Source organism: Streptomyces sp. WZ-12, assembly GCF_028898845.1.
In the GTDB taxonomy this organism is placed as follows: Bacteria; Actinomycetota; Actinomycetes; order Streptomycetales; family Streptomycetaceae; genus Streptomyces.
The window spans coordinates 6,236,847-6,253,646 of the sequence record NZ_CP118574.1; the positions used below are offsets into that span (position 1 = coordinate 6,236,847).

The 16,800-nt window shown below is 74.2% G+C and carries 18 protein-coding genes; 10 read left to right on the forward strand and 8 right to left on the reverse strand.

What is annotated here, in order from left to right:
• The first annotated feature begins 177 nt into the window (after positions 1 to 177).
• Positions 178 to 702, forward strand: a complete 525-nt coding sequence (locus tag PV796_RS26970) for a hypothetical protein (protein WP_274915978.1) — start codon at positions 178 to 180, stop codon at positions 700 to 702.
• A 204-nt stretch (positions 703 to 906) separates the two neighbouring features.
• Positions 907 to 1,335, forward strand: coding sequence for a hypothetical protein (locus tag PV796_RS26975; RefSeq protein ID WP_274915979.1), 429 nt, complete (start codon positions 907 to 909; stop codon positions 1,333 to 1,335).
• Between the two features lie 218 nt (positions 1,336 to 1,553).
• On the opposite strand, the gene PV796_RS26980 is transcribed toward PV796_RS26975, so the two are convergent.
• Both PV796_RS26980 and PV796_RS26985 read right to left on the reverse strand, forming a co-directional pair.
• A complete protein-coding gene (locus PV796_RS26980; protein WP_274915980.1) occupies positions 1,554 to 2,453 on the reverse strand; it encodes a PhzF family phenazine biosynthesis protein in 900 nt (299 codons plus the stop codon).
• A gap of 67 nt (positions 2,454 to 2,520) precedes the next feature.
• Positions 2,521 to 3,474, reverse strand: coding sequence for an SDR family oxidoreductase (locus PV796_RS26985; RefSeq protein WP_274915981.1), 954 nt, complete (start codon positions 3,472 to 3,474; stop codon positions 2,521 to 2,523).
• A 1,066-nt stretch (positions 3,475 to 4,540) separates the two neighbouring features.
• On the opposite strand from PV796_RS26985, the gene PV796_RS26990 reads away from it, so the two are divergent.
• The 3 genes from PV796_RS26990 (at position 4,541) to PV796_RS27000 (ending at position 8,002) form a co-directional block, all read left to right on the forward strand.
• A complete protein-coding gene (locus PV796_RS26990; RefSeq protein ID WP_274915982.1) occupies positions 4,541 to 5,869 on the forward strand; it encodes a Bcr/CflA family multidrug efflux MFS transporter in 1,329 nt (442 codons plus the stop codon).
• Between the two features lie 86 nt (positions 5,870 to 5,955).
• Positions 5,956 to 7,008: a serine hydrolase domain-containing protein gene (locus PV796_RS26995; RefSeq protein ID WP_274919257.1), complete on the forward strand. Its 1,053-nt coding sequence runs from the start codon at positions 5,956 to 5,958 to the stop codon at positions 7,006 to 7,008.
• Between the two features lie 40 nt (positions 7,009 to 7,048).
• Complete coding sequence (locus PV796_RS27000; protein ID WP_274915983.1) at positions 7,049 to 8,002, forward strand: small ribosomal subunit Rsm22 family protein; 954 nt, start codon at positions 7,049 to 7,051, stop codon at positions 8,000 to 8,002.
• A 26-nt stretch (positions 8,003 to 8,028) separates the two neighbouring features.
• On the opposite strand, the gene PV796_RS27005 is transcribed toward PV796_RS27000, so the two are convergent.
• The gene (locus PV796_RS27005; protein ID WP_274915984.1) at positions 8,029 to 8,202 is read right to left on the reverse strand and encodes a DUF6243 family protein; all 174 of its coding nucleotides are present in this window, start codon (positions 8,200 to 8,202) and stop codon (positions 8,029 to 8,031) included.
• Between the two features lie 179 nt (positions 8,203 to 8,381).
• Here PV796_RS27005 and PV796_RS27010 point away from each other — a divergent pair, with 179 nt between their 5' ends.
• On the forward strand, positions 8,382 to 8,981 hold the full coding sequence (locus PV796_RS27010) for a TetR/AcrR family transcriptional regulator (RefSeq protein WP_274915985.1): 600 nt from the start codon (positions 8,382 to 8,384) through the stop codon (positions 8,979 to 8,981).
• Positions 8,982 to 9,130: 149 nt separating this feature from the next.
• Positions 9,131 to 9,871, forward strand: a complete 741-nt coding sequence (locus PV796_RS27015; protein ID WP_274915986.1) for a bifunctional DNA primase/polymerase — start codon at positions 9,131 to 9,133, stop codon at positions 9,869 to 9,871.
• 46 nt (positions 9,872 to 9,917) lie between these two features.
• On the opposite strand, the gene PV796_RS27020 is transcribed toward PV796_RS27015, so the two are convergent.
• Positions 9,918 to 10,904, reverse strand: coding sequence for a hypothetical protein (locus PV796_RS27020; RefSeq protein ID WP_274915987.1), 987 nt, complete (start codon positions 10,902 to 10,904; stop codon positions 9,918 to 9,920).
• A 244-nt stretch (positions 10,905 to 11,148) separates the two neighbouring features.
• Between PV796_RS27020 and PV796_RS27025 the strand changes: the two genes are divergently transcribed.
• Complete coding sequence (locus PV796_RS27025) at positions 11,149 to 11,955, forward strand: PhzF family phenazine biosynthesis protein (RefSeq protein WP_274915988.1); 807 nt, start codon at positions 11,149 to 11,151, stop codon at positions 11,953 to 11,955.
• A 40-nt stretch (positions 11,956 to 11,995) separates the two neighbouring features.
• On the opposite strand, the gene PV796_RS27030 is transcribed toward PV796_RS27025, so the two are convergent.
• A complete protein-coding gene (locus tag PV796_RS27030; protein ID WP_274915989.1) occupies positions 11,996 to 12,676 on the reverse strand; it encodes a biliverdin-producing heme oxygenase in 681 nt (226 codons plus the stop codon).
• Positions 12,677 to 12,849: 173 nt separating this feature from the next.
• A complete protein-coding gene (gene map / locus PV796_RS27035) occupies positions 12,850 to 13,707 on the reverse strand; it encodes a type I methionyl aminopeptidase (RefSeq protein WP_274915990.1) in 858 nt (285 codons plus the stop codon).
• 67 nt (positions 13,708 to 13,774) lie between these two features.
• On the opposite strand from map, the gene PV796_RS27040 reads away from it, so the two are divergent.
• Positions 13,775 to 14,017, forward strand: a complete 243-nt coding sequence (locus tag PV796_RS27040) for a hypothetical protein (protein ID WP_274915991.1) — start codon at positions 13,775 to 13,777, stop codon at positions 14,015 to 14,017.
• Between the two features lie 18 nt (positions 14,018 to 14,035).
• Here PV796_RS27040 and PV796_RS27045 read toward each other — a convergent pair whose 3' ends face one another.
• Positions 14,036 to 14,743: a hypothetical protein gene (locus PV796_RS27045; protein WP_274915992.1), complete on the reverse strand. Its 708-nt coding sequence runs from the start codon at positions 14,741 to 14,743 to the stop codon at positions 14,036 to 14,038.
• A gap of 94 nt (positions 14,744 to 14,837) precedes the next feature.
• Positions 14,838 to 15,797, reverse strand: a complete 960-nt coding sequence (locus PV796_RS27050) for a dihydrodipicolinate synthase family protein (protein WP_274915993.1) — start codon at positions 15,795 to 15,797, stop codon at positions 14,838 to 14,840.
• A gap of 173 nt (positions 15,798 to 15,970) precedes the next feature.
• On the opposite strand from PV796_RS27050, the gene PV796_RS27055 reads away from it, so the two are divergent.
• Positions 15,971 to 16,654: a FadR/GntR family transcriptional regulator gene (locus PV796_RS27055; RefSeq protein ID WP_274915994.1), complete on the forward strand. Its 684-nt coding sequence runs from the start codon at positions 15,971 to 15,973 to the stop codon at positions 16,652 to 16,654.
• Positions 16,655 to 16,800 lie beyond the last annotated feature (146 nt).

A 16,800-nucleotide genomic window follows, 5' to 3' on the forward strand; every position in this document is an offset into this window, starting at 1 on the left:
CCGTACCGCGCGGGGTCAACACCCCGCACGCGGGCGGTCGTTGGCCGCACGGCGCGAGCGGTCGCCGCACCCGCCCCCCTCGCGCCCCCCGCGCCGGACGCTGTCGCCGTCGCGTGTCCGGGTGCGTAGCTCATCGTTCTCATCACACAAGCACATCTCCATTCACGAGGAGCCTTGATGCGACGAGTTCTGACGGCAGTGGGCATGGCCGCGGCCGCGATGACGCTGGGATCGGCTGCCGGGGCCCACGCCGCCGACGTACCGAAGCTGCCCGACGGGGGCGGGCTGACCAACGTGGACCCCAGCGGGCTGGGCGGCACGGTGGGCGGCGTCGCACAGCAGGTGACGGGGGTCGCGGGCGGGGTCCAGCACAAGGCCGTGGACCACGTGGTGCCCGCGGAGGCCGGGGCCCTGGGTGACGCCGCCGCGAAGGTGACGCCGCCGGCGGCGCAGACGGTGGGGGCGACCGCCGAGGCGGGCGGCGAGCTCCTGGGCCGGACGGCGCGGGCGGCGACGGCCGACGGCGGACTCGTCGGCGGCCTGCCGGCCGGCGCGCTGGGCGGGAAGGGCGTGACCGACGCCCTGCCGGGGAAGGCGGTGACGGACACGCTCGGCGGCAAGACGCTGACGGGCGCGCTGCCGACGAAGGCACTGACGTCCACCGGCCAGTCTCCGATCCAGGGCCTGCCCGGCCTGAGCTGACCATGTCGGGCCGCCGGCCCCGTTCCGCCCCGCCTGCTCGGGGGCCGGAACGGGGCCGTTGCCGTGCGCGGGCGGCGGCCGCCGAGCGGAGGTCCGGTGCGCCGGCCGCCCCGGGCCGCCGGCGAGGGGTACTGCCCGGCGGCGCGGACGCCGGCGGGCAGTACTCTCGTGCTTTCCCGGGCAGTCACATGAGGGGGCGCCGCGGTGCTGAAGCACTACTACCGGCTGGTGTATTGGAAGAGACGGATCGCGCGGGCGTTGGGCCGGAACCGTCGACCAGGGGCGACGCCGGGCACGGGCATGGGCGCGGGGGCCAGGGCCGGGTACCGCGGGAACGGGCGGCGGTCCGCGCGGCTGCGCCAACGGCTGGTGCGGGCGCGGCCGTTGCTGCTGTTCGCGGTGCTGGTGCTGATCGTGGTGGTGGCGTCGGCGCTGCTCGGCTGGCGCGACGACACCTTCGGGGCCGGGCGCCACGAGGGGGGCGGGGGAACGCTGACGGTGCGACCGTCGATCGCCCAGCCGTCCGCCGGAGAGCCGTCCGCGGGAGGCCGGGTGATCACGGTGTCCTGTGAGCCGCGGGGCGGGCGCGCGTGCGGAGTCGGGGGCGGGGGAGCGCCCGGCAACGGCCGCTAGGGCCGCAGTCGTTGGGTTCCGCGCGCCCGGCCGGCGGCCGGTGGACGAAGCCCGGGCCCTGGGGCGCCGCTGACGGATCTCCACGGCGTCGCGGTGTCTGGCACGGCCCTCCCCCACGCCTCTTCCGTTCCAGTGGTCGTCGCAACACCCCGGCGTCCTGCGATCGCCCACGCGCCAAGACACCGCTCCTCCCCCCACGGAGATCCGTCAGCAGCGTCCTAAGCCCCGGTGGGAATCCGGGCGGCGGTGCCGCTGACGTGGGAACGCGGGTCGCCGGGGCGCAGGTCGACCGTCAACAGGCCGGGGCGGCCCAGGTCGTGCCCCTGGTGGAGGGTGAGCGTCGCCGGGGCGGTGACCAGGCCCAGGGCCCGGGTGTAGGCGCCGAACGCGGCGGCCGCGGCGCCCGTCGCCGGGTCCTCCACCACGCCGCCCACCGGGAAGGGGTCGCGGACGTGGAAGACCGTGTCTCCCTCCCGCCACACCAACTGCAGGGTCGTCAGCTCCAGTCGGCGCATCAGGGCGGCCAGCCGGTCGAAGTCGTAGGCGAGCACGGCCAGTCGCTCGCGGGTGGCCGCGCCGAGGACCAGATGGCGCGCGCCGGCGTAGGCGATCCGGGGCGGCAGCGCCGGGTCCAGGTCGGCGGCCGGCCAGTCCAACGCGGCCAGCGCCTCGGCGACATCGGCCGGGGCGACCGGCTCGACGCGCGGCTCGACGCTGGTCAGGGTGGCGCGCAGGGCGCCGCCCTGCCGATCGACGGTGACCGGGACCGGGCCCGCCTGGGTGGCGAAGACCAGATCGCCGGGGCCGTGCCGCTCGGCCAGCGCGACCGCGGTGGCGACCGTGGCGTGGCCGCAGAACGCCACCTCGGCGAGCGGGCTGAAGTACCGGATGGTGAACGCCCGGCCGGGCTCGCCCAGCCCCTCGGGCGGCGCGGTCAGGAACGCCGTCTCCGAATACCCCAGTTCGGCGGCGATCGCCAACTGCGCCGCGTCGTCCAGCCCGCTGGCGTCCAGGACGACGCCGGCCGGATTACCGCCCGCGGGGTCGGCCGAGAACGCGGTGTAGCGCAGGACCTGGGGGGTGCGGGCGGGCGCCGCGGCGGTGGTGTCGAGTGTCATGGACGTGCGAACCACCCGCCGCCGCCCGGCTATTCCCGGGCGGGCCCGCGGTGGTCCGGCCCGCCCCTCAACCCCGCCCGATGTACGGCATGGTGGTCGCCATCACCGTCGCGAACTGCACATTGGCCTCCAGAGGGAGCGCCGCCATGTGCGCCACCGTACGGGCCACGTCGGCGGCGTCCATCACCGGTTCGGCCTCGGTGCGGCCGCTGGCCTGGAGGGTCCCGGTCCGCATCCGGCCGGTCATCTCGGTGGCCGCGTTGCCGATGTCGATCTGACCGCAGGCGATCCGGTACGGACGGCCGTCCAGAGACAGCGACTTGGTCAGCCCGGTCATCGCGTGCTTGGTGGCGGTGTACGCGATCGAGTGCGGCCGCGGCACGTGGGCGGAGAGGGAGCCGTTGTTGATGATCCGGCCGCCCTGCGGCTCCTGCTCCCTCATCGTCCTGAACGCGGCCCGAGCGCACAGGAACGCGCCGTTGAGGTTGACGTCGACCACCGCCCGCCAGTCGTCGTAGGAGAGCTCCTCCAACGGGACCGGCGGGCCGAAGGCGCCCGCGTTGTTGAAGAGCAGGTCGACCCGGCCGAAGCGGTCGCGGGCCGTGGCGAAGAGGGCGTCGACCTGCTCGGGGCGGGTGACGTCGGTCGGAACGGGCAGCACCGCGGGACCCTCGACGCCCGCGTAACCCACCTGACGGGAGGTCTCCTCCAGGGCCTCGACGCGCCGGCCGGCCAGCACCACCGCCCAGTGGTCGGCGGCCAGCGCCAGCGCGACCGCCCGCCCGATGCCCGAACCGGCCCCCGTGACCACGGCCACCCTCCGCCCCGCCGCGCCGCCCTCCCGGACCTCCTGGGGAGCCGGGGCCGTCAGCGGGGTGCGGCCCGGCGAGGAGGGCGCCGGGAGCGTCGGCCGGGGCGCGGTCGCGGTCCCACCCACGTGGCCGGCCCGCGCCGACGGCTCCGCCCGCACCGACGGCTCCGCCTGTGCCGCCGCTGCTCGTCGCTCTGTGTCGTATGGCATGGCGCTCAGCGTAAGCCTGCGGCGGGCTGCTTCCCACGTTGTCGGCTGTCCCGCCGTGGGGGTTGCTCTTTGCGCCTTGCGGCGCGGGCTTGTTGTCGACTGTCCGCTGCCGGTCCGCTGCCGGTCCGCTGCGCGGGGCGGGTCGAGTTGTCTGGTCCGCTGAGCGGGGCCGATCCGCTGCGCGGGACGAGCCGATGTGTCCGCTGCGCGGGGCTGTTGGGTTGCGGTGACGGGCCTCCGGGGGCGGCATGCCAGACTGCTTCGCTTTACGTCTGGCACACCGCCCCCTCCGGCCCGTCCCCTCCCGTTGGAGGGTGGTTACCTCTGGGTGGGGGTTGATCATGGTGGTCGCCTAACGGTCACCGCCCCCGCCCAGTTGCTTGGACTGTCAGTCCTCTTACGGCCACCGCTCGCGCTGTCGGTCTTCTTACGGTCACGGCTCGGGCTCCCGCGTCTTCTTACGGTTACGGCTTGGGCTGTCGGTCTTCTTACGGTTACTGCTCGGGCTCTCGTGTCTTCTGACGGTCGCCACTCAGCCTCACGCGTCCTCTGACGGTCACCGCTCAAGCTCATGCGTCTTCTGACGGTCACCACTCAACCCAGCGGCCCGAGTTGACCCACCGGCAGGACGTGGCACCCACCGTCTTTTCCACCCTCCAACGGGAGGGGACGGGCCGGAGGGGTGGGTGTGCAGGACGTAAAGCGAAGCAGTCCTGCACACCCACCCCGGAGGCCCGTCACCGCACCCAACAGCCCCGCGCAGCGGACAACAACCCACCCGCCCCGCGCAAGCGGACCGGCAGCGGACCAGACAACTCGGCCCGCCCCGCGCAAGCGGACCGGCACCGCCCGCCGCAGGCGCCATGGCGGGAAAGCCACCAACGTGGGCGGCAAGCCAAGCGCAGCGGAGCCGCAGGCGCCACGGCGGGACAGCCAACAACGTGGGCAGCAAGCCAAGCGCAGCGGAGCCGCAACCCCCACGGCGGGACAGCCAACAACGTGGGGAACAGCCGGCCGCAGGCCCACGTGTAAACATGGGCGACACCACCGACCCATGGAGACGCTCATGACGGAGCCCGGGGCTCCCGCCGCCGAGACCCAGGACGTTGCCCGCGAACGGCCCGACATAGGGGGGCGGGGCGCGCCCGCCGATCCGGCGGCCGCGCCCCGCCGCACCAGTCTGCTCGTGACCCTCGTCCTCGGCGGTCTCACCGCGGTGCCGCCGCTCTCCATGGACATGTATCTGCCGGCCCTGCCGCAGGTCACCGCCGCCCTGCACAGTCCCGCCGCCACCGTCCAACTCACCCTCACCACCTGCCTGGCCGGCATGGCGCTGGGGCAGTTGATCGTCGGGCCGATGAGCGACAAGTGGGGCCGCCGCCGGCCCCTCCTGATCGGCATGGTCGTCTACGTCCTGGCGACCGCCCTGTGCGCGGTCGCCACCAACGCCGAGATCCTGATCGCCTTCCGGCTGCTCCAGGGGCTGGCCGGCGCCGCCGGCATCGTCATCGCCCGGGCCGTGGTGCGCGACCTCTACGACGGCGTGGCGATGGCCCGGTTCTTCTCCACGCTGATGCTGATCTCCGGGGTGGCACCGGTGGTCGCCCCGCTCATCGGCGGCCAGATCCTCCGGATCACCGACTGGCGCGGCGTCTTCGTGGTGCTCACCGTGGTCGGCGTGCTGCTCACCCTCCTGGTCTGGTGGCGGCTGGACGAGACGCTGGCGCCGGAGCGCCGGCAGCCCGGCGGGCTCGGTCCGGCGCTGCGCACCATGCGCGACCTCCTCGCCGACCGGGTCTTCTCCGGCTACCTCCTGGTCGGCGCCTTCGCCTTCGCCGTGCTCTTCGCCTACATCTCCGCCTCGCCGTTCGTCATCCAGGAGATCTACGGCGCCTCCCCGCAGACCTTCAGCCTGCTCTTCGGCCTCAACTCCGTCGGGCTGGTCGTGGTCGGCCAGATCAACGGCAAGCTGCTGGTCGGCCGGGTCGGCCTGGACAAGGTGCTGGGCGTCGGCCTGGTCGTGGTCGCGCTGGCCGCCACCGCCCTGTTGCTGCTCTCCTCCGGGGTGTTCGGGAAGGCCGGGCTGGTCCCGGTGGCCGCCGGGCTGTTCGTGCTGATGTCCGCGATGGGCCTGATCATGCCCAGCACCAACACCCTGGCCCTGCTGCGCACCCCGCACGCGGCCGGCTCCGCCTCCGCGCTGCTGGGCACCTCGACGTTCCTGCTCGGCGCGGTCGCCTCGCCGCTGGTGGGCATCGCCGGCGAGCGGACGGCCGTACCGATGGCCGTCGTCCAGCTTTCGTGCGCCGTTCTCGCGCTCGTGAGCTTCCTGGGAATGTGTCGTCCGTGGCAGCGTAAGAAGGGACGCACCGCCGGCGAGAGGACTGGGCTCTGAACGCACCGAACGCCCCGAGACTCAAGGCCGGGACACCGGCCGAGGCGGGACTGCACCCCGCCTGGACGGCACGGCTGGTGGCCGGCGTGTGCGCGCTGCCCGAGGGCCGTCCGCCGTGGTGTCCCGGCGCGGTGGTGCTGGCCGGCCGCGGCCCGGTCGTCGCCGTCGAGGCCGCCACCGGTTGGGCGGTCCGCTACCGCGGCTACGACCCCGAGCACGACCGGGGCCTGGACCTGCCCCGCGACCAGTGGGAGCCGATGCGGGTCGGCACCGTCTTCGACCTCGCCTCGGTCAGCAAGCTGTTCACCGCCCTCGTCGCCGTCCAACAGGTCGAGCGCGGCCGGCTCGCCCTCGACGGGCCGGTCGCCGCCCACCTGCCGGCCTTCGCCCCCGGCATCACCGTCCGCGACCTGCTCCGGCACACCTCCGGCCTCGCCCCCGAACTCCCCTTCCACGCGCACCGCGACCGCGCCGACCAACTGGCGCTGCTGTGGGCTGAGGCGGCCGCCCCCACCGGCGGCCCGCGAGGCGGGCACCGCTACTCCGACCTCAACCTCATCGCCCTCCAACTGCTCCTGGAGCGCCGCACCGGCCGCGGCCTGGACGCCCTGGTCCGCGACGACATCACCGCCCCGCTCGGCCTGACCAGCACCGGCTACGGCCCGCTCGCGCCGCAGGGCGTGGCCGCCACCGAGGACCAGCGACGCCCGTGGGCCAAGGCCGACCGGGGCCTGCTGCGCGGCGCGGTGCACGACGAGAACGCCTGGGCGCTCGGCGGCGTCGCCGGCCACGCGGGCCTGTTCTCCACCGCCCAGGACCTGGCCGTGCTCTGCCGGACGCTGCTCAACGGCGGCGCGTACGGCACCACCCGGATCCTCGGCCCGGCCGCGGTCGCCGCCCTGCTCGACCCGCCCGGCCTCGGTTTCGCCGTCGACCAGCGGTACTTCATGGGCGAGCTGGCCGGCCGGGGCGCCGCCGGCCACACCGGTTTCACCGGCACCAGCCTCGTCCTGGACCGGGCCACCGACACCTTCCTGGTGCTGCTCGCCAACACCGTCCACCCGCGCCGCCGGGCCGGCGGCAGCGCCCCGCGCGCCGCGGCCGCCACCCGCCTCGCCCGCGCGGTGGCCGCCGCCTGACCGGCACGGCCCCGCCCTCAGGCCCCGTAAACTTTCCCGAATGCACGACGAACTGCGCGCCGCCCTGGCGGGCCTGCTCGACGGCCTGCCCCCCAAGCAGGCCGCGCAGGCCGTCGAGCGGCTGATCGCCAACTACCGGGGCCGCACCCCCACCGACGCCCCCGTCCTGCGGGACCGCGGCGATGTCGCCGCGTACGCCGCCTACCGGATGCCGGCCACCTTCGCGGCGGTCCGCGCCGCGCTGGCCGCCTTCGCCGCCCGCGTCCCGGACTGGTCCCCGGCCACCCACGTCGACGTCGGCGGCGGCACCGGCGCGGCCACCTGGGCCACCGCCGCCACCTGGGATGGCCCGCGCAGCACCGTCCTGGACTGGGCGCAGCCCGCCCTCGACCTCGGCCGCGAACTGGCCGCCGGCACCCTCCCGGACGTCACCTGGCGCCGCCAGGTGCTCGGCGACGGCCTCACCGTCCCCGACGGCACCGACCTGGTCACCGTCTCCTACGTCCTGGGCGAACTGCGCCCCGAGGACCGCCGCGCGGTGGTCGCCGCCGCGGCCGGCGCCCAGTCCGTCGTCCTGATCGAACCGGGCACCCCCGAGGGCTACGTGCGGATCCGCGAGGCCCGCGAGCAACTGGTCGCCGCCGGCCTGCGGATCGTCGCGCCCTGCCCGCACAGCGCCGCCTGCCCGATCGTCCCGGGGGAGGACTGGTGCCACTTCTCCGCCCGGGTCAGCCGCTCCTCGCTGCACCGTCAGGTCAAGGGCGGCTCCCTGGCCTACGAGGACGAGAAGTTCTCCTACGTCGCCGCCACCCGCCTGCCGGCCGGGCCGGCCGCCGCCCGGGTCGTCCGCAAGCCGCAACTCCGCAAGGGCCAGGTCCTGTTGGATCTGTGCACCGTGGACGACGGCCTGCGCCGCGACACCGTCACCAAGCGGCACGGCGCGGCCTACCGCGAGGCGCGCGACGCGGCCTGGGGCGACGCCTGGCCGCACTGAGGTCGGCCGTCGGCCGCGGCCGGGGCTCACTCCTTCCGGGTCCGCTCCTGCATCTTCCGTAGCAGCTCCCGCCGTCGCTCCTGCGGGTCCGGCGTCCCGGACGCCCCCTGCGCGCGGCCGCCCGCGCCGCCGCGCAGCGCGCCCCGCGAGAGGTTGCTCCGGGTACCGCCGACGCCCAACATCCCATGTCCCTTGGTCATGCGGGGAGTTCCTTCCTGTGGAGGGTCAACTTTCCGGTGCGGGAGGGGCGTTGCACGCGCGCGGCACCCACGCCGTGCGAGACGATCCGTCTCGCCCCTCGCTCGTCACCATCTTCAGATGAGACGACCCGTCTCGTCAAGACGATACGTCTCGCCTCCCTCTCGCTACACTCCCCTCCATGGCCAACAAAGCAGCCCCCGACCCCACCCGCCGCAGCGAACGCTCCCGCCGCGCCATCTTCGACGCCGCCCTCACCCTCGTCGGCGAGGTCGGCTACGAGAAGCTCACCATCGAGGGCATCGCCGCCCGCGCCGGCGTCGGCAAGCAGACCATCTACCGCTGGTGGCCCTCCAAGGCCGCCGTCCTCCTCGACGCCTTCGGCTCCGTCGTCGACGAGTACGACCAGGAGGGCCTGCCCGACACCGGCGACCTCGCCGCCGACCTCAAGACCGTGCTCCGCGCCACCGCCGACGAGTTCAACGACGCCGCCTGGCAGGCCCCCTACCGCGCCCTCGCCGCCGCCGGCGCCAACGACGAGGAACTCTCCCGCACCTTCGTCGGCCGCCTCATGGAACCCGGCACCCGCGTCTACGTCGACCGGCTCCGCGCCGCCCGGGACGCCGGCGAACTCGACCCGGACATCGACCTCCGGATCGCCGCCGAGATGCTGCTGAGTCCCTTCTCACAGCGCTGGCTGATGCGCACCGGTGAGCTCACCCACGCCTACGTCGACACCCTCGTCGACCAGGTGCTCCGCGGCCTGCGCCCACGCGACTGAGACCCCGGCGACGGGCGGCGTTGGCGTGAAATGCCCTGTTCGCCCGTGCCGCGTTCACCCCGGATCCGCACACCGGTCACCTGGCGCCCAGGATGGTGGCAGCATTGACCCCAGACCACCGCTCGAAGTGACTCGAAGTGAGGGGATAGATGGAACGCAAGAGCAGGTTCTCCCAGTGGCTGCGCCGGCCGAGGAGCGGAACGGGCGGCGATACGGACACGGGATCAACGGCCGCGCCCGGCCGTGCGGACCTGCTGATGGCGGCCGTCGCCGCCGGCTTCCCGGTCGCCCCCGCCGCCCACCCCTCCGGCTACGGCTGTTCCTGCGAGCGCATCGGCTGTCCCACCCCCGGCCGCCACCCCATCTCCTTCGGCTGGCAGACCGTCGCCACCACCGACCACGACAAGGTCGCCGCCTGGGTCCGCACCCTCCCGCAGGCCAACTTCATCACCGCCACCGGCATGGCCCACGACGTCCTCGACGTCCCCGTCGAGGCCGGCCGCGCCGCGCTCGGCCGCCTGGAGGCCGCCGGCGTCGACGTCGGTCCCGTCAGCCTCAGCGGCGCCGGCTTCGGCGACGGCCGGATGCTGTTCTTCACCGCCACCCGCGGCACCCCCGACGACGAGGACGAGTGGTGGCCGTGCGAGCTGGACTGCCACCCCGAGACCCTCGACGAGCACCCCGGCTTCCGCTGGCACTGCCGCGGCAGTTACGTCCTGCTCCCGCCCTCCGCCCTCCCCGGCGACCAGCCCGTCGTGAGCTGGCTGCGCGGCCCCGAACTCCCGCTGCCGGACCCGCTGACGCTGCTGGAGACGCTCACCGACGCCTGCGCCGAGTTCATCGGTCGCGAACCGGACCACGAAACGGCCGCCTGGCCCATCGGTCGCTGACCGTCCCTCCCTGGCCCCGGACTCCGGGCTTCCGGCTCCTACCGGACTACTGGGCCTTCGCCGAGACCAGCGCCTCGATCCGGTTCAGCACCCTGATCTTGCCCCCGGCGGTCTTCGCCGGCACCGTGACGGCCTGACCCGACACCGACGTGAACGCCATCCGCTCGGTCTTGGCCACCGGGTTGTCCATGATCCCGCGCACCTCGGCCGGCACCGTGATCGTCCACCCCTGGGAGACCGTCTTCTGCTGGTGGTAGACGGTCGAGAAGAACACCAACGCCCCGCCGTCCGTCGTCCGCAGCGCCACCGGCGGCAGGCTCGACGCCTGGTCCTCCCACTGGATCCGGACCCCCGGCTTGTTGGCGTCCTTCGCCCGCTGGGCCCGCCACCCGTCGGTCTGCCGGCCCGGCGCGAACGCGTCGCCCTTACCGGTGCTGAGGTACTCCGCGTACGCCTGGCTCAGCTTGCCCGGATCGACCGTCAGCCCCGACGAGCCGTCCGTCGGCACCGCCTCGGCGAAGCCGTCGGTGACCTTCAGCTGCGGCGCCTTGTTGCCGGGGAACGTCGCCAAGTACGCCGCCCGCCACGGCGCGTTGAAGCTGTTCCGGCTGAACACCAGGAACCAGCGGGTGTTCTGACCGTTCTGGCCGCGGCGGTTGCTGAGCGCGTCCCCGACGAAGAACTTCGGCCAGCCCTTCTGCCGGGGCACGGTGAAGTGCGCGTCCGAGAACGCGAGCGGGGTGAAGTTCGGGTTGCCGTTGGGGCGGACGCTGCGCGCGGCCTTTATCCCCGCCTGGCCGATGGCGAGCAGCGCACCGTCCTCGAACGAGGCGTTCACCTTCGGGTCCAGCGTGCGGTTGGCCTTGTTGAAACCGTCGGTGAACTGCTTGAGCGCCTTGGTGGCGTCGGCCTGCGACACCGCGGGCAGCTCCTCGCGCTCGCCGTGCACCGTCATGCACCCGCTGAGCATCACCAGCGCGGCTGCTGCCGACGTCACTGCTGCGGGCACCCGGAACGGCGACCTGCGTGTCATGGGGCTCGGGCTCCTTCGGGGCGACCAAGGCGGACGGACAACCGCCGGGGTGGCACGATTCGGCGGCAACCATACCCGGTGCCCCCCGCCTCCCGTCGTCCCGGCAGCTCGGCTCGTTTGTGCGACCCCTCCACGCCGCCTGCGCCCGGCTCCCGCGCATCGGCCCCGACCCGCCCGCCGATCTCGATCGCACCCGCGGTCGCCCGCCTCCCCAACTGGCGGTCGGGCGGCCGACAATGTGCGGATGAACGAGCGGAGCGAGCGGTGCGCGGAAGTCGGAGGAGGCGGCGAAGGGGGTGGCAGCGGTAGCCGCGGCAGTTGCGGGGGCGGTGGCGGCGAGGGCGTGGATCTGCTGCGGGTGTTCTGCGGGGCGAACGGGCGGGGCGGCAACGCGCTCGCCGTGATGCGGGAGGGCGCCGCTCTCCCCGGGCAGGCCGAGCGCGCCGCCCTCGCCGCCGAACTCGGCTACAGCGAGACGGTGTTCCTCGATTCGGCCGCCGCCGCGAGGGGCGGCGGCCCGGAGGGGCGGGGGGAGTGGGGTGTCGTCGACGTGGACATCCACACGCCCAGCGTGCGGCTGCCCTTCGCCGGGCATCCGCTCGTCGGCGTCGCATGGTTGTTGCGGGAAGTGGGGCGGCCGGTACGGGCGTTGCGGCCGTCGGCGGGGGAGGTGGGGGTGCGGTATGACGGCGACCTCACCTGGGTGCGGGGCCGGGCCAGTTGGGTGCCCGGGCGCCGCACCGAGCGGTACGGCTCGGTCGCCGAGGTGGACGCGTTGCCCGCGCCGCCGCCGGGGGAGGGCTGGCTCTACGCCTGGGCCTGGGAGGACGAGGCGGCGGGGACGGTGCGGGCGCGGGGGTTTCCGCGGCGCGGTGACGGGATCGTCGAGGACGAGGCGACGGGGGCCGCCGCGCTCCTGCTGGCGCACCGGTTGGGCCGCCCCCTGAACGTCCGTCAGGGGGCGGGCTCGTGGATACATGCCCGGCCGTGCGGCGACGGGGCGGTGGAGATCGGCGGGCGGGTGCGGGCCGAGGGGCCGGTGGTGTTCTAGGCGCCCTCTGAGGCGACGGGGGCGGGCTGGCGGGTGGGGCTCAGGCCGTGCGGGGGAACTCCTTGCCCAGGTCGTGGAAGAGGGCGGTGTTGAGGGTGAAGGCGCGCTTGCACTCGTCTATGACGCGGTGCTTTTCGAGGTCGTCGACGGGGAGGGCGTCGAGGAGTTCGCGGTAGGTGCGCTTGAAGGCGGCCGGGTTGCCGATGTCCTCGAAGACGTAGAAGCGGACGCCGTCTCCCTTGCGGGCGAAGCCCCAGGTCTTCTCGGCGGTGCCGCGGATGATCTGGCCGCCGGAGAGGTCGCCGAGGTAGCGGGTGTAGTGGTGCGCGACGTAGCCGGCCGGCCAGTCGCGGGCGCAGCTGGCGATGCGGTCGGCGTAGGCGGCGGTGGCGGGGAGGGGCTCCAGGGCGGTGCGCCACTGGGGGCCGCCGAGGTGGGCGAGGTCGCGCTCCAGCTCGGCGGTGCGGGCGAGTTCAGGGCGGAGGAAGGGGCCCGCGACCGGGTCCGCGGCGAGGGCCTGGGGGACGTCCTCCAGCGCGCGGTAGACGAACCAGAGCTGTTCGGTGTAGCGGCGGTAGGCGGCGACGCCCAGTTCGCCGCCCAGGAGGTGGCTCATGAACGAGGAGCCCTCGGCCTCGGTGTGCTGCTCGTGCGACGCCGTGCGGATGGCCGTCGAGAAGGACGGGGCGTCGGCGGACGGGGTCGGGCGGGACGCTTCCAAGGTGGGCCTCCGGGAGCCGGGAGTGCGCGGACGGGCGGGAACAGGCTGATGCGTGCGCGCCGGCGTCAGCTTAGGGTTACCTAACTACGCGGGGCGGGCCCTGGTCAACCTGTTCCCGACAACCTGTCGGTAAAAACGCTACTCCCGTCCGGATCAGACCGGCGTAAGCGCCGTCACGGCAGCGTGAGGATCTCCGTCCCGGTCTCCGTGACCACCAGCGTGTGCTCGAACTGCGCCGTCCGCTTGCGGTCCTTGGTGACCACGGTCCAGCCGTCCTCCCACATGTCGTACTCGTGCGTGCCCAGGGTCAGCATCGGCTCGATGGTGAAGGTCATGCCGGGCTTGATGTCGGTGGTGTGGTGCGGGCTGTCGTAGTGCGGAACGATCAGGCCGGAGTGGAAGGAGGAGTTGATGCCGTGACCGGTGAAGTCACGGACGACTCCGTAGCCGAAGCGCTTGGCGTAGGACTCGATGACCCGGCCGATGATGTTGACCTGGCGGCCCGGCTTGACGGCCTTGATCGCGCGGTTGAGCGCCTCCCGGGTGCGCTCCACCAGCAGCCGCGACTCCTCGTCGACGTCGCCGCACAGGTACGTGGCGTTGTTGTCGCCGTGCACGCCGTTGAGGTAGGCGGTCACGTCGAGGTTGACGATGTCGCCGTCCTTCAGGACGGTCGAGTCGGGGATGCCGTGGCAGATGACCTCGTTGACCGAGGAGCACAGGGACTTGGGGAAGCCGCGGTAGCCGAGCGTGGAGGGGTAGGCGCCGTGATCGCACATGAACTCGTGGGCGACCCGGTCGAGTTCGTCGGTGGTCACGCCGGGCGCGATGAGCTTGGCGGCCTCCGCCATCGCCTGGGCGGCGATCCGGCCGGCGATCCGCATCCGCTCGATGGTGTCGGCGTCCTGCACCTCCGGCCCGGTGTACGGGGTCGGCGCTGGCTTGCCGACGTATTCGGGGCGCCGGATCGAGGCGGGGACGTGGCGGGCGGGGGAGATCTCCCCGGGGACAAGAAGCGACTGGCCAGACATGCCAGCGAGTGTATCCGCGGGCCGTCGGGCAGGATGGGGGCACGGGAGCCACACACAGGAGGCGGCAATGGCGCTGTTCAAGAGGCGGACGGTGGGCAAGCCGGGCGAGTGGTTCTACTGCCTCAAGCACCAGGCGGTCGAGGAGGGCCCGCAGTGCCGCGCCGCCGACCGGTTCGGCCCGTACGGCACGCGCGAGGAGGCGGCGCACGCCATGGAGACCGCCCGGGAGCGGAACCTTGAGTGGGAGACCGACCCCAAGTGGCACGACATGGGGAAGGGCGGCCGGGGCGGCGACGGCGACGACGCGTAGCCGCCGGGCCGGCCGGGCTCACCAGCGCGGGGGCGGCGGGGCGGCCAGCCCCTCGGCGAGCCGGGCGAGGCGGTCACGGAACCGGCGGTGGTGGCGCGGGGCGGGCCGGCTGTTCTCGCCGGCGGCGGCGCTGACCAGGTGTTGGACGGTGTCGAGGTCGAGGAGAGGGGCCGGGTCCAGGCCCGGGGGCAGGTTCAGGGGGAGGCCGGGGTTCGCGTCCGGGGTGAGGTCGGGGGCGGGCTCCGGGGCGTGGCGGGTGGCGGTCCCCGGTGGGGGTGGGGCGGTGGTCAGGGCGTCGTGGGCCAGGGTGTGCAGGTCGCGGTCGCCGGAGTCCAGGGCGAGCACGGTGGCGCCGTTGCGGCGAGCGTCGTGCACCCGCTCCAACAGGCCGGCGTCCGGTCGTTCCGGCGTCACCACCAGCAGCGTCGCGCCGCGTCCGGCGGCCGCCAGCCGTCCCGGGCCGACCGCGAGGTGCGGCGGCGCCCCGGCGGGCACCCGGTGGCGGACCAGCGTCGGCGACAGCTCCGGCAGGCCGGACCAGGCGGCCTCGTCGTCGAGGTGGGCGGCCAGGTGCCAGGGCTCGTAGCCGGCGCTGCCGACCAGCAGCAGGCCGCCGCCGTGCGGGGCGACCGCGCTCCGCAGCGAACCGGCGAAGCGGCGGGTGGCCGCGATCCACTCGGTCCCGGCGAGGACCTCGCGCAGCAGGGCGACGCGTACGGCATCCATGGCGCGGCATGCTGCCGCACGAGCGGGCCCCGTGGGGCCCGGCGGGCGGGGTGTCACTCGTTCGAGCGGTGGGACGGGGTGGGGCGGTGGCTCCTCAGGCGTCGGGGCGCAGCCCCGCCTCCGTCAGCCGACGTCCCACCTCCGCGATCGAGGCGGCGCTCAGCGGGATCTGCGGGACGGCGGTGTCGGGGTGGGCGATCACGCCGAGCAGGTGGAGCGCCGCCTTGAAGCCGCCGAGGGCGGAGGAGCTGCGGCCCATGTCGGCCTCCGGGCCGGTGTCGGTGAGGGCGTAGAGGGCGACCAGGCGCTCCTGTTCGGCGGCGGCCAGGGGCCAGTCGCCGGCGCGGGCGGCGTCGTAGAGCCGGACGTAGCCGGCCGGGTCGACGTTGCCGAGGCCGGGGACGACGCCGTCGGCGCCGGCCAACAGGGCGGCGTCCGCGGTGAGTTCGGAGCCGGTGAGGACGGCGAAGGCGGGGGCGGGGCCGGTGGCGCGGGCGGTGCGGCCGCCGAGCGCGACCAGGAGCCGGCGCAGGGTGCCGTCGTCGCCGCTGGAGTCCTTGAGGCCGACGAGGGTGCCGTCCTCGGCCAGTTCGCGGACCAGGGCCGGGGGCAGCTTGCTGTGCACGGCCGCCGGGATGTCGTAGGCGATCAGGGGCAGGCCGGTGACGGCGCGCAGGTGCCGGTAGTGGGCGGCGATCTCGCGGGGGTGGGTGCGGGTGTAGAAGGGGGCGGTGGCGACCAAGGCGTCGGCGCCGAGCGCGGCGGCGGTGCGGGCGTGCTCCAGGACGCGGGCGGTGGTGGTGTCGATGACCCCGGCGAGGACCGGTACCCGGCCGGCGGCCGCGGTGCGGACCGTCTCCAGGACGGTGGCCCGTTGATGGTTGGTCAGATAGGCCGTCTCGCTGGTGGAGCCGAGGGCGAACAGGCCGTGGACGCCGGCGTCGAGGAGGTGGCAGACCAGGCGGGTGAGGGAGGCGGTGTCGACCTCGCCGTGCGGGTCGAGCGGGGTGCACACCGGGGGGATGACGCCGTGCAGCGGGGCGGGGAGTGCCATGGGGGCTCCAAGGGCGGCTCTGAGCTGGGACATCGGACCTGGGATGTCTCGTGCCGCGGCCACAATAGGCGTGCGCGCGGGTACCCGGTCAAGGATTCCGGCCCCGGTGCGGGCCGAACGGGGTGGCGGCGCGCGGCACATGAGGCGTGGGAGACGGAAGAGGGGCGATGGGGATGGCGCGAGCGACGATGACCGAGGACGTCCAGGCGCGGATCAAGCAGTTGATCCTGGACCATGCGTTGGTGCCGGGCGATCCACTGCCCACCGAGGCCGGCCTGGTCGCCATGCTCGACGTCAGCCGCAACTCGGTGCGGGAGGCGCTCAAGGCGCTCCAGGCGATGCGGATCGTGGAGATCCGGCACGGGTTCGGCACCTACGTGGGCGCGCTCAGCCTGGAGCCGTTCGTGGAGGGCATCGCCTTCCGGGCCGCGGTCCGGCACCACCAAGGGGAGCCCAGCCTCTACGAGTTGATGGAGGTCCGGGAGGCGCTGGAGGCGGGGCTGATCGGCACGGTGGCGCGCGGGGTGTCGGAGCGGGACCTCGCGCGGCTCAAGTCGCTGGTGGAGCAGATGGCCATGGAGGCGCGCGGCGGCGGGGTGATGAGCCGCACCGACCGGGCCTTCCACCTCGCGCTGTACCGGTCGCTCGGCAACCACCTGTTGAGCGAGGTGCTGGACGCGTTCTGGGCGGCGCTGAGCCGGGTGCGGGAGGACCTCGCCGAGGGCCGGCCTGATCCGGAGGTGACGTACCGCCAACACGCGGACATCGTGGACGCGTTGGAGGCGGGGGACGGCGAGCGGGCGGTGGCGGCGATGCACCGGCACTTCGACGGCATCCGGCGCCGGTTGGCCCCGTAGGAGCGCGCCCTGGGCGGTCCTTTTTCGGGGCGGGTGTCCCGGGGTTCCGCTATGCCGGGGTCGTCCCGTTCACCGGGATTTCATCCCGCGTCAGTGGTGTCGTTGCCGACACGGAAACGCGCCATGTGCCGTGCCTTGACGGGTAG

Coding starts and splice junctions, on each gene's coding strand:
- PV796_RS26970 (WP_274915978.1), top strand. CDS start 178: ATGCGACGAGTTCTGACGGCAGTGGGCATGGCCGCGGCCGCGATGACG.
- PV796_RS26980 (WP_274915980.1), bottom strand. CDS start 2,453: ATGACACTCGACACCACCGCCGCGGCGCCCGCCCGCACCCCCCAGGTC.
- PV796_RS26985 (WP_274915981.1), bottom strand. CDS start 3,474: ATGCCATACGACACAGAGCGACGAGCAGCGGCGGCACAGGCGGAGCCG.
- PV796_RS26990 (WP_274915982.1), top strand. CDS start 4,541: ATGACGGAGCCCGGGGCTCCCGCCGCCGAGACCCAGGACGTTGCCCGC.
- PV796_RS27000 (WP_274915983.1), top strand. CDS start 7,049: ATGCACGACGAACTGCGCGCCGCCCTGGCGGGCCTGCTCGACGGCCTG.
- PV796_RS27005 (WP_274915984.1), bottom strand. CDS start 8,202: ATGACCAAGGGACATGGGATGTTGGGCGTCGGCGGTACCCGGAGCAAC.
- PV796_RS27010 (WP_274915985.1), top strand. CDS start 8,382: ATGGCCAACAAAGCAGCCCCCGACCCCACCCGCCGCAGCGAACGCTCC.
- PV796_RS27015 (WP_274915986.1), top strand. CDS start 9,131: ATGGAACGCAAGAGCAGGTTCTCCCAGTGGCTGCGCCGGCCGAGGAGC.
- PV796_RS27020 (WP_274915987.1), bottom strand. CDS start 10,904: ATGACACGCAGGTCGCCGTTCCGGGTGCCCGCAGCAGTGACGTCGGCA.
- PV796_RS27025 (WP_274915988.1), top strand. CDS start 11,149: ATGAACGAGCGGAGCGAGCGGTGCGCGGAAGTCGGAGGAGGCGGCGAA.
- map (WP_274915990.1), bottom strand. CDS start 13,707: ATGTCTGGCCAGTCGCTTCTTGTCCCCGGGGAGATCTCCCCCGCCCGC.
- PV796_RS27040 (WP_274915991.1), top strand. CDS start 13,775: ATGGCGCTGTTCAAGAGGCGGACGGTGGGCAAGCCGGGCGAGTGGTTC.
- PV796_RS27045 (WP_274915992.1), bottom strand. CDS start 14,743: ATGGATGCCGTACGCGTCGCCCTGCTGCGCGAGGTCCTCGCCGGGACC.
- PV796_RS27050 (WP_274915993.1), bottom strand. CDS start 15,797: ATGGCACTCCCCGCCCCGCTGCACGGCGTCATCCCCCCGGTGTGCACC.
- PV796_RS27055 (WP_274915994.1), top strand. CDS start 15,971: ATGGCGCGAGCGACGATGACCGAGGACGTCCAGGCGCGGATCAAGCAG.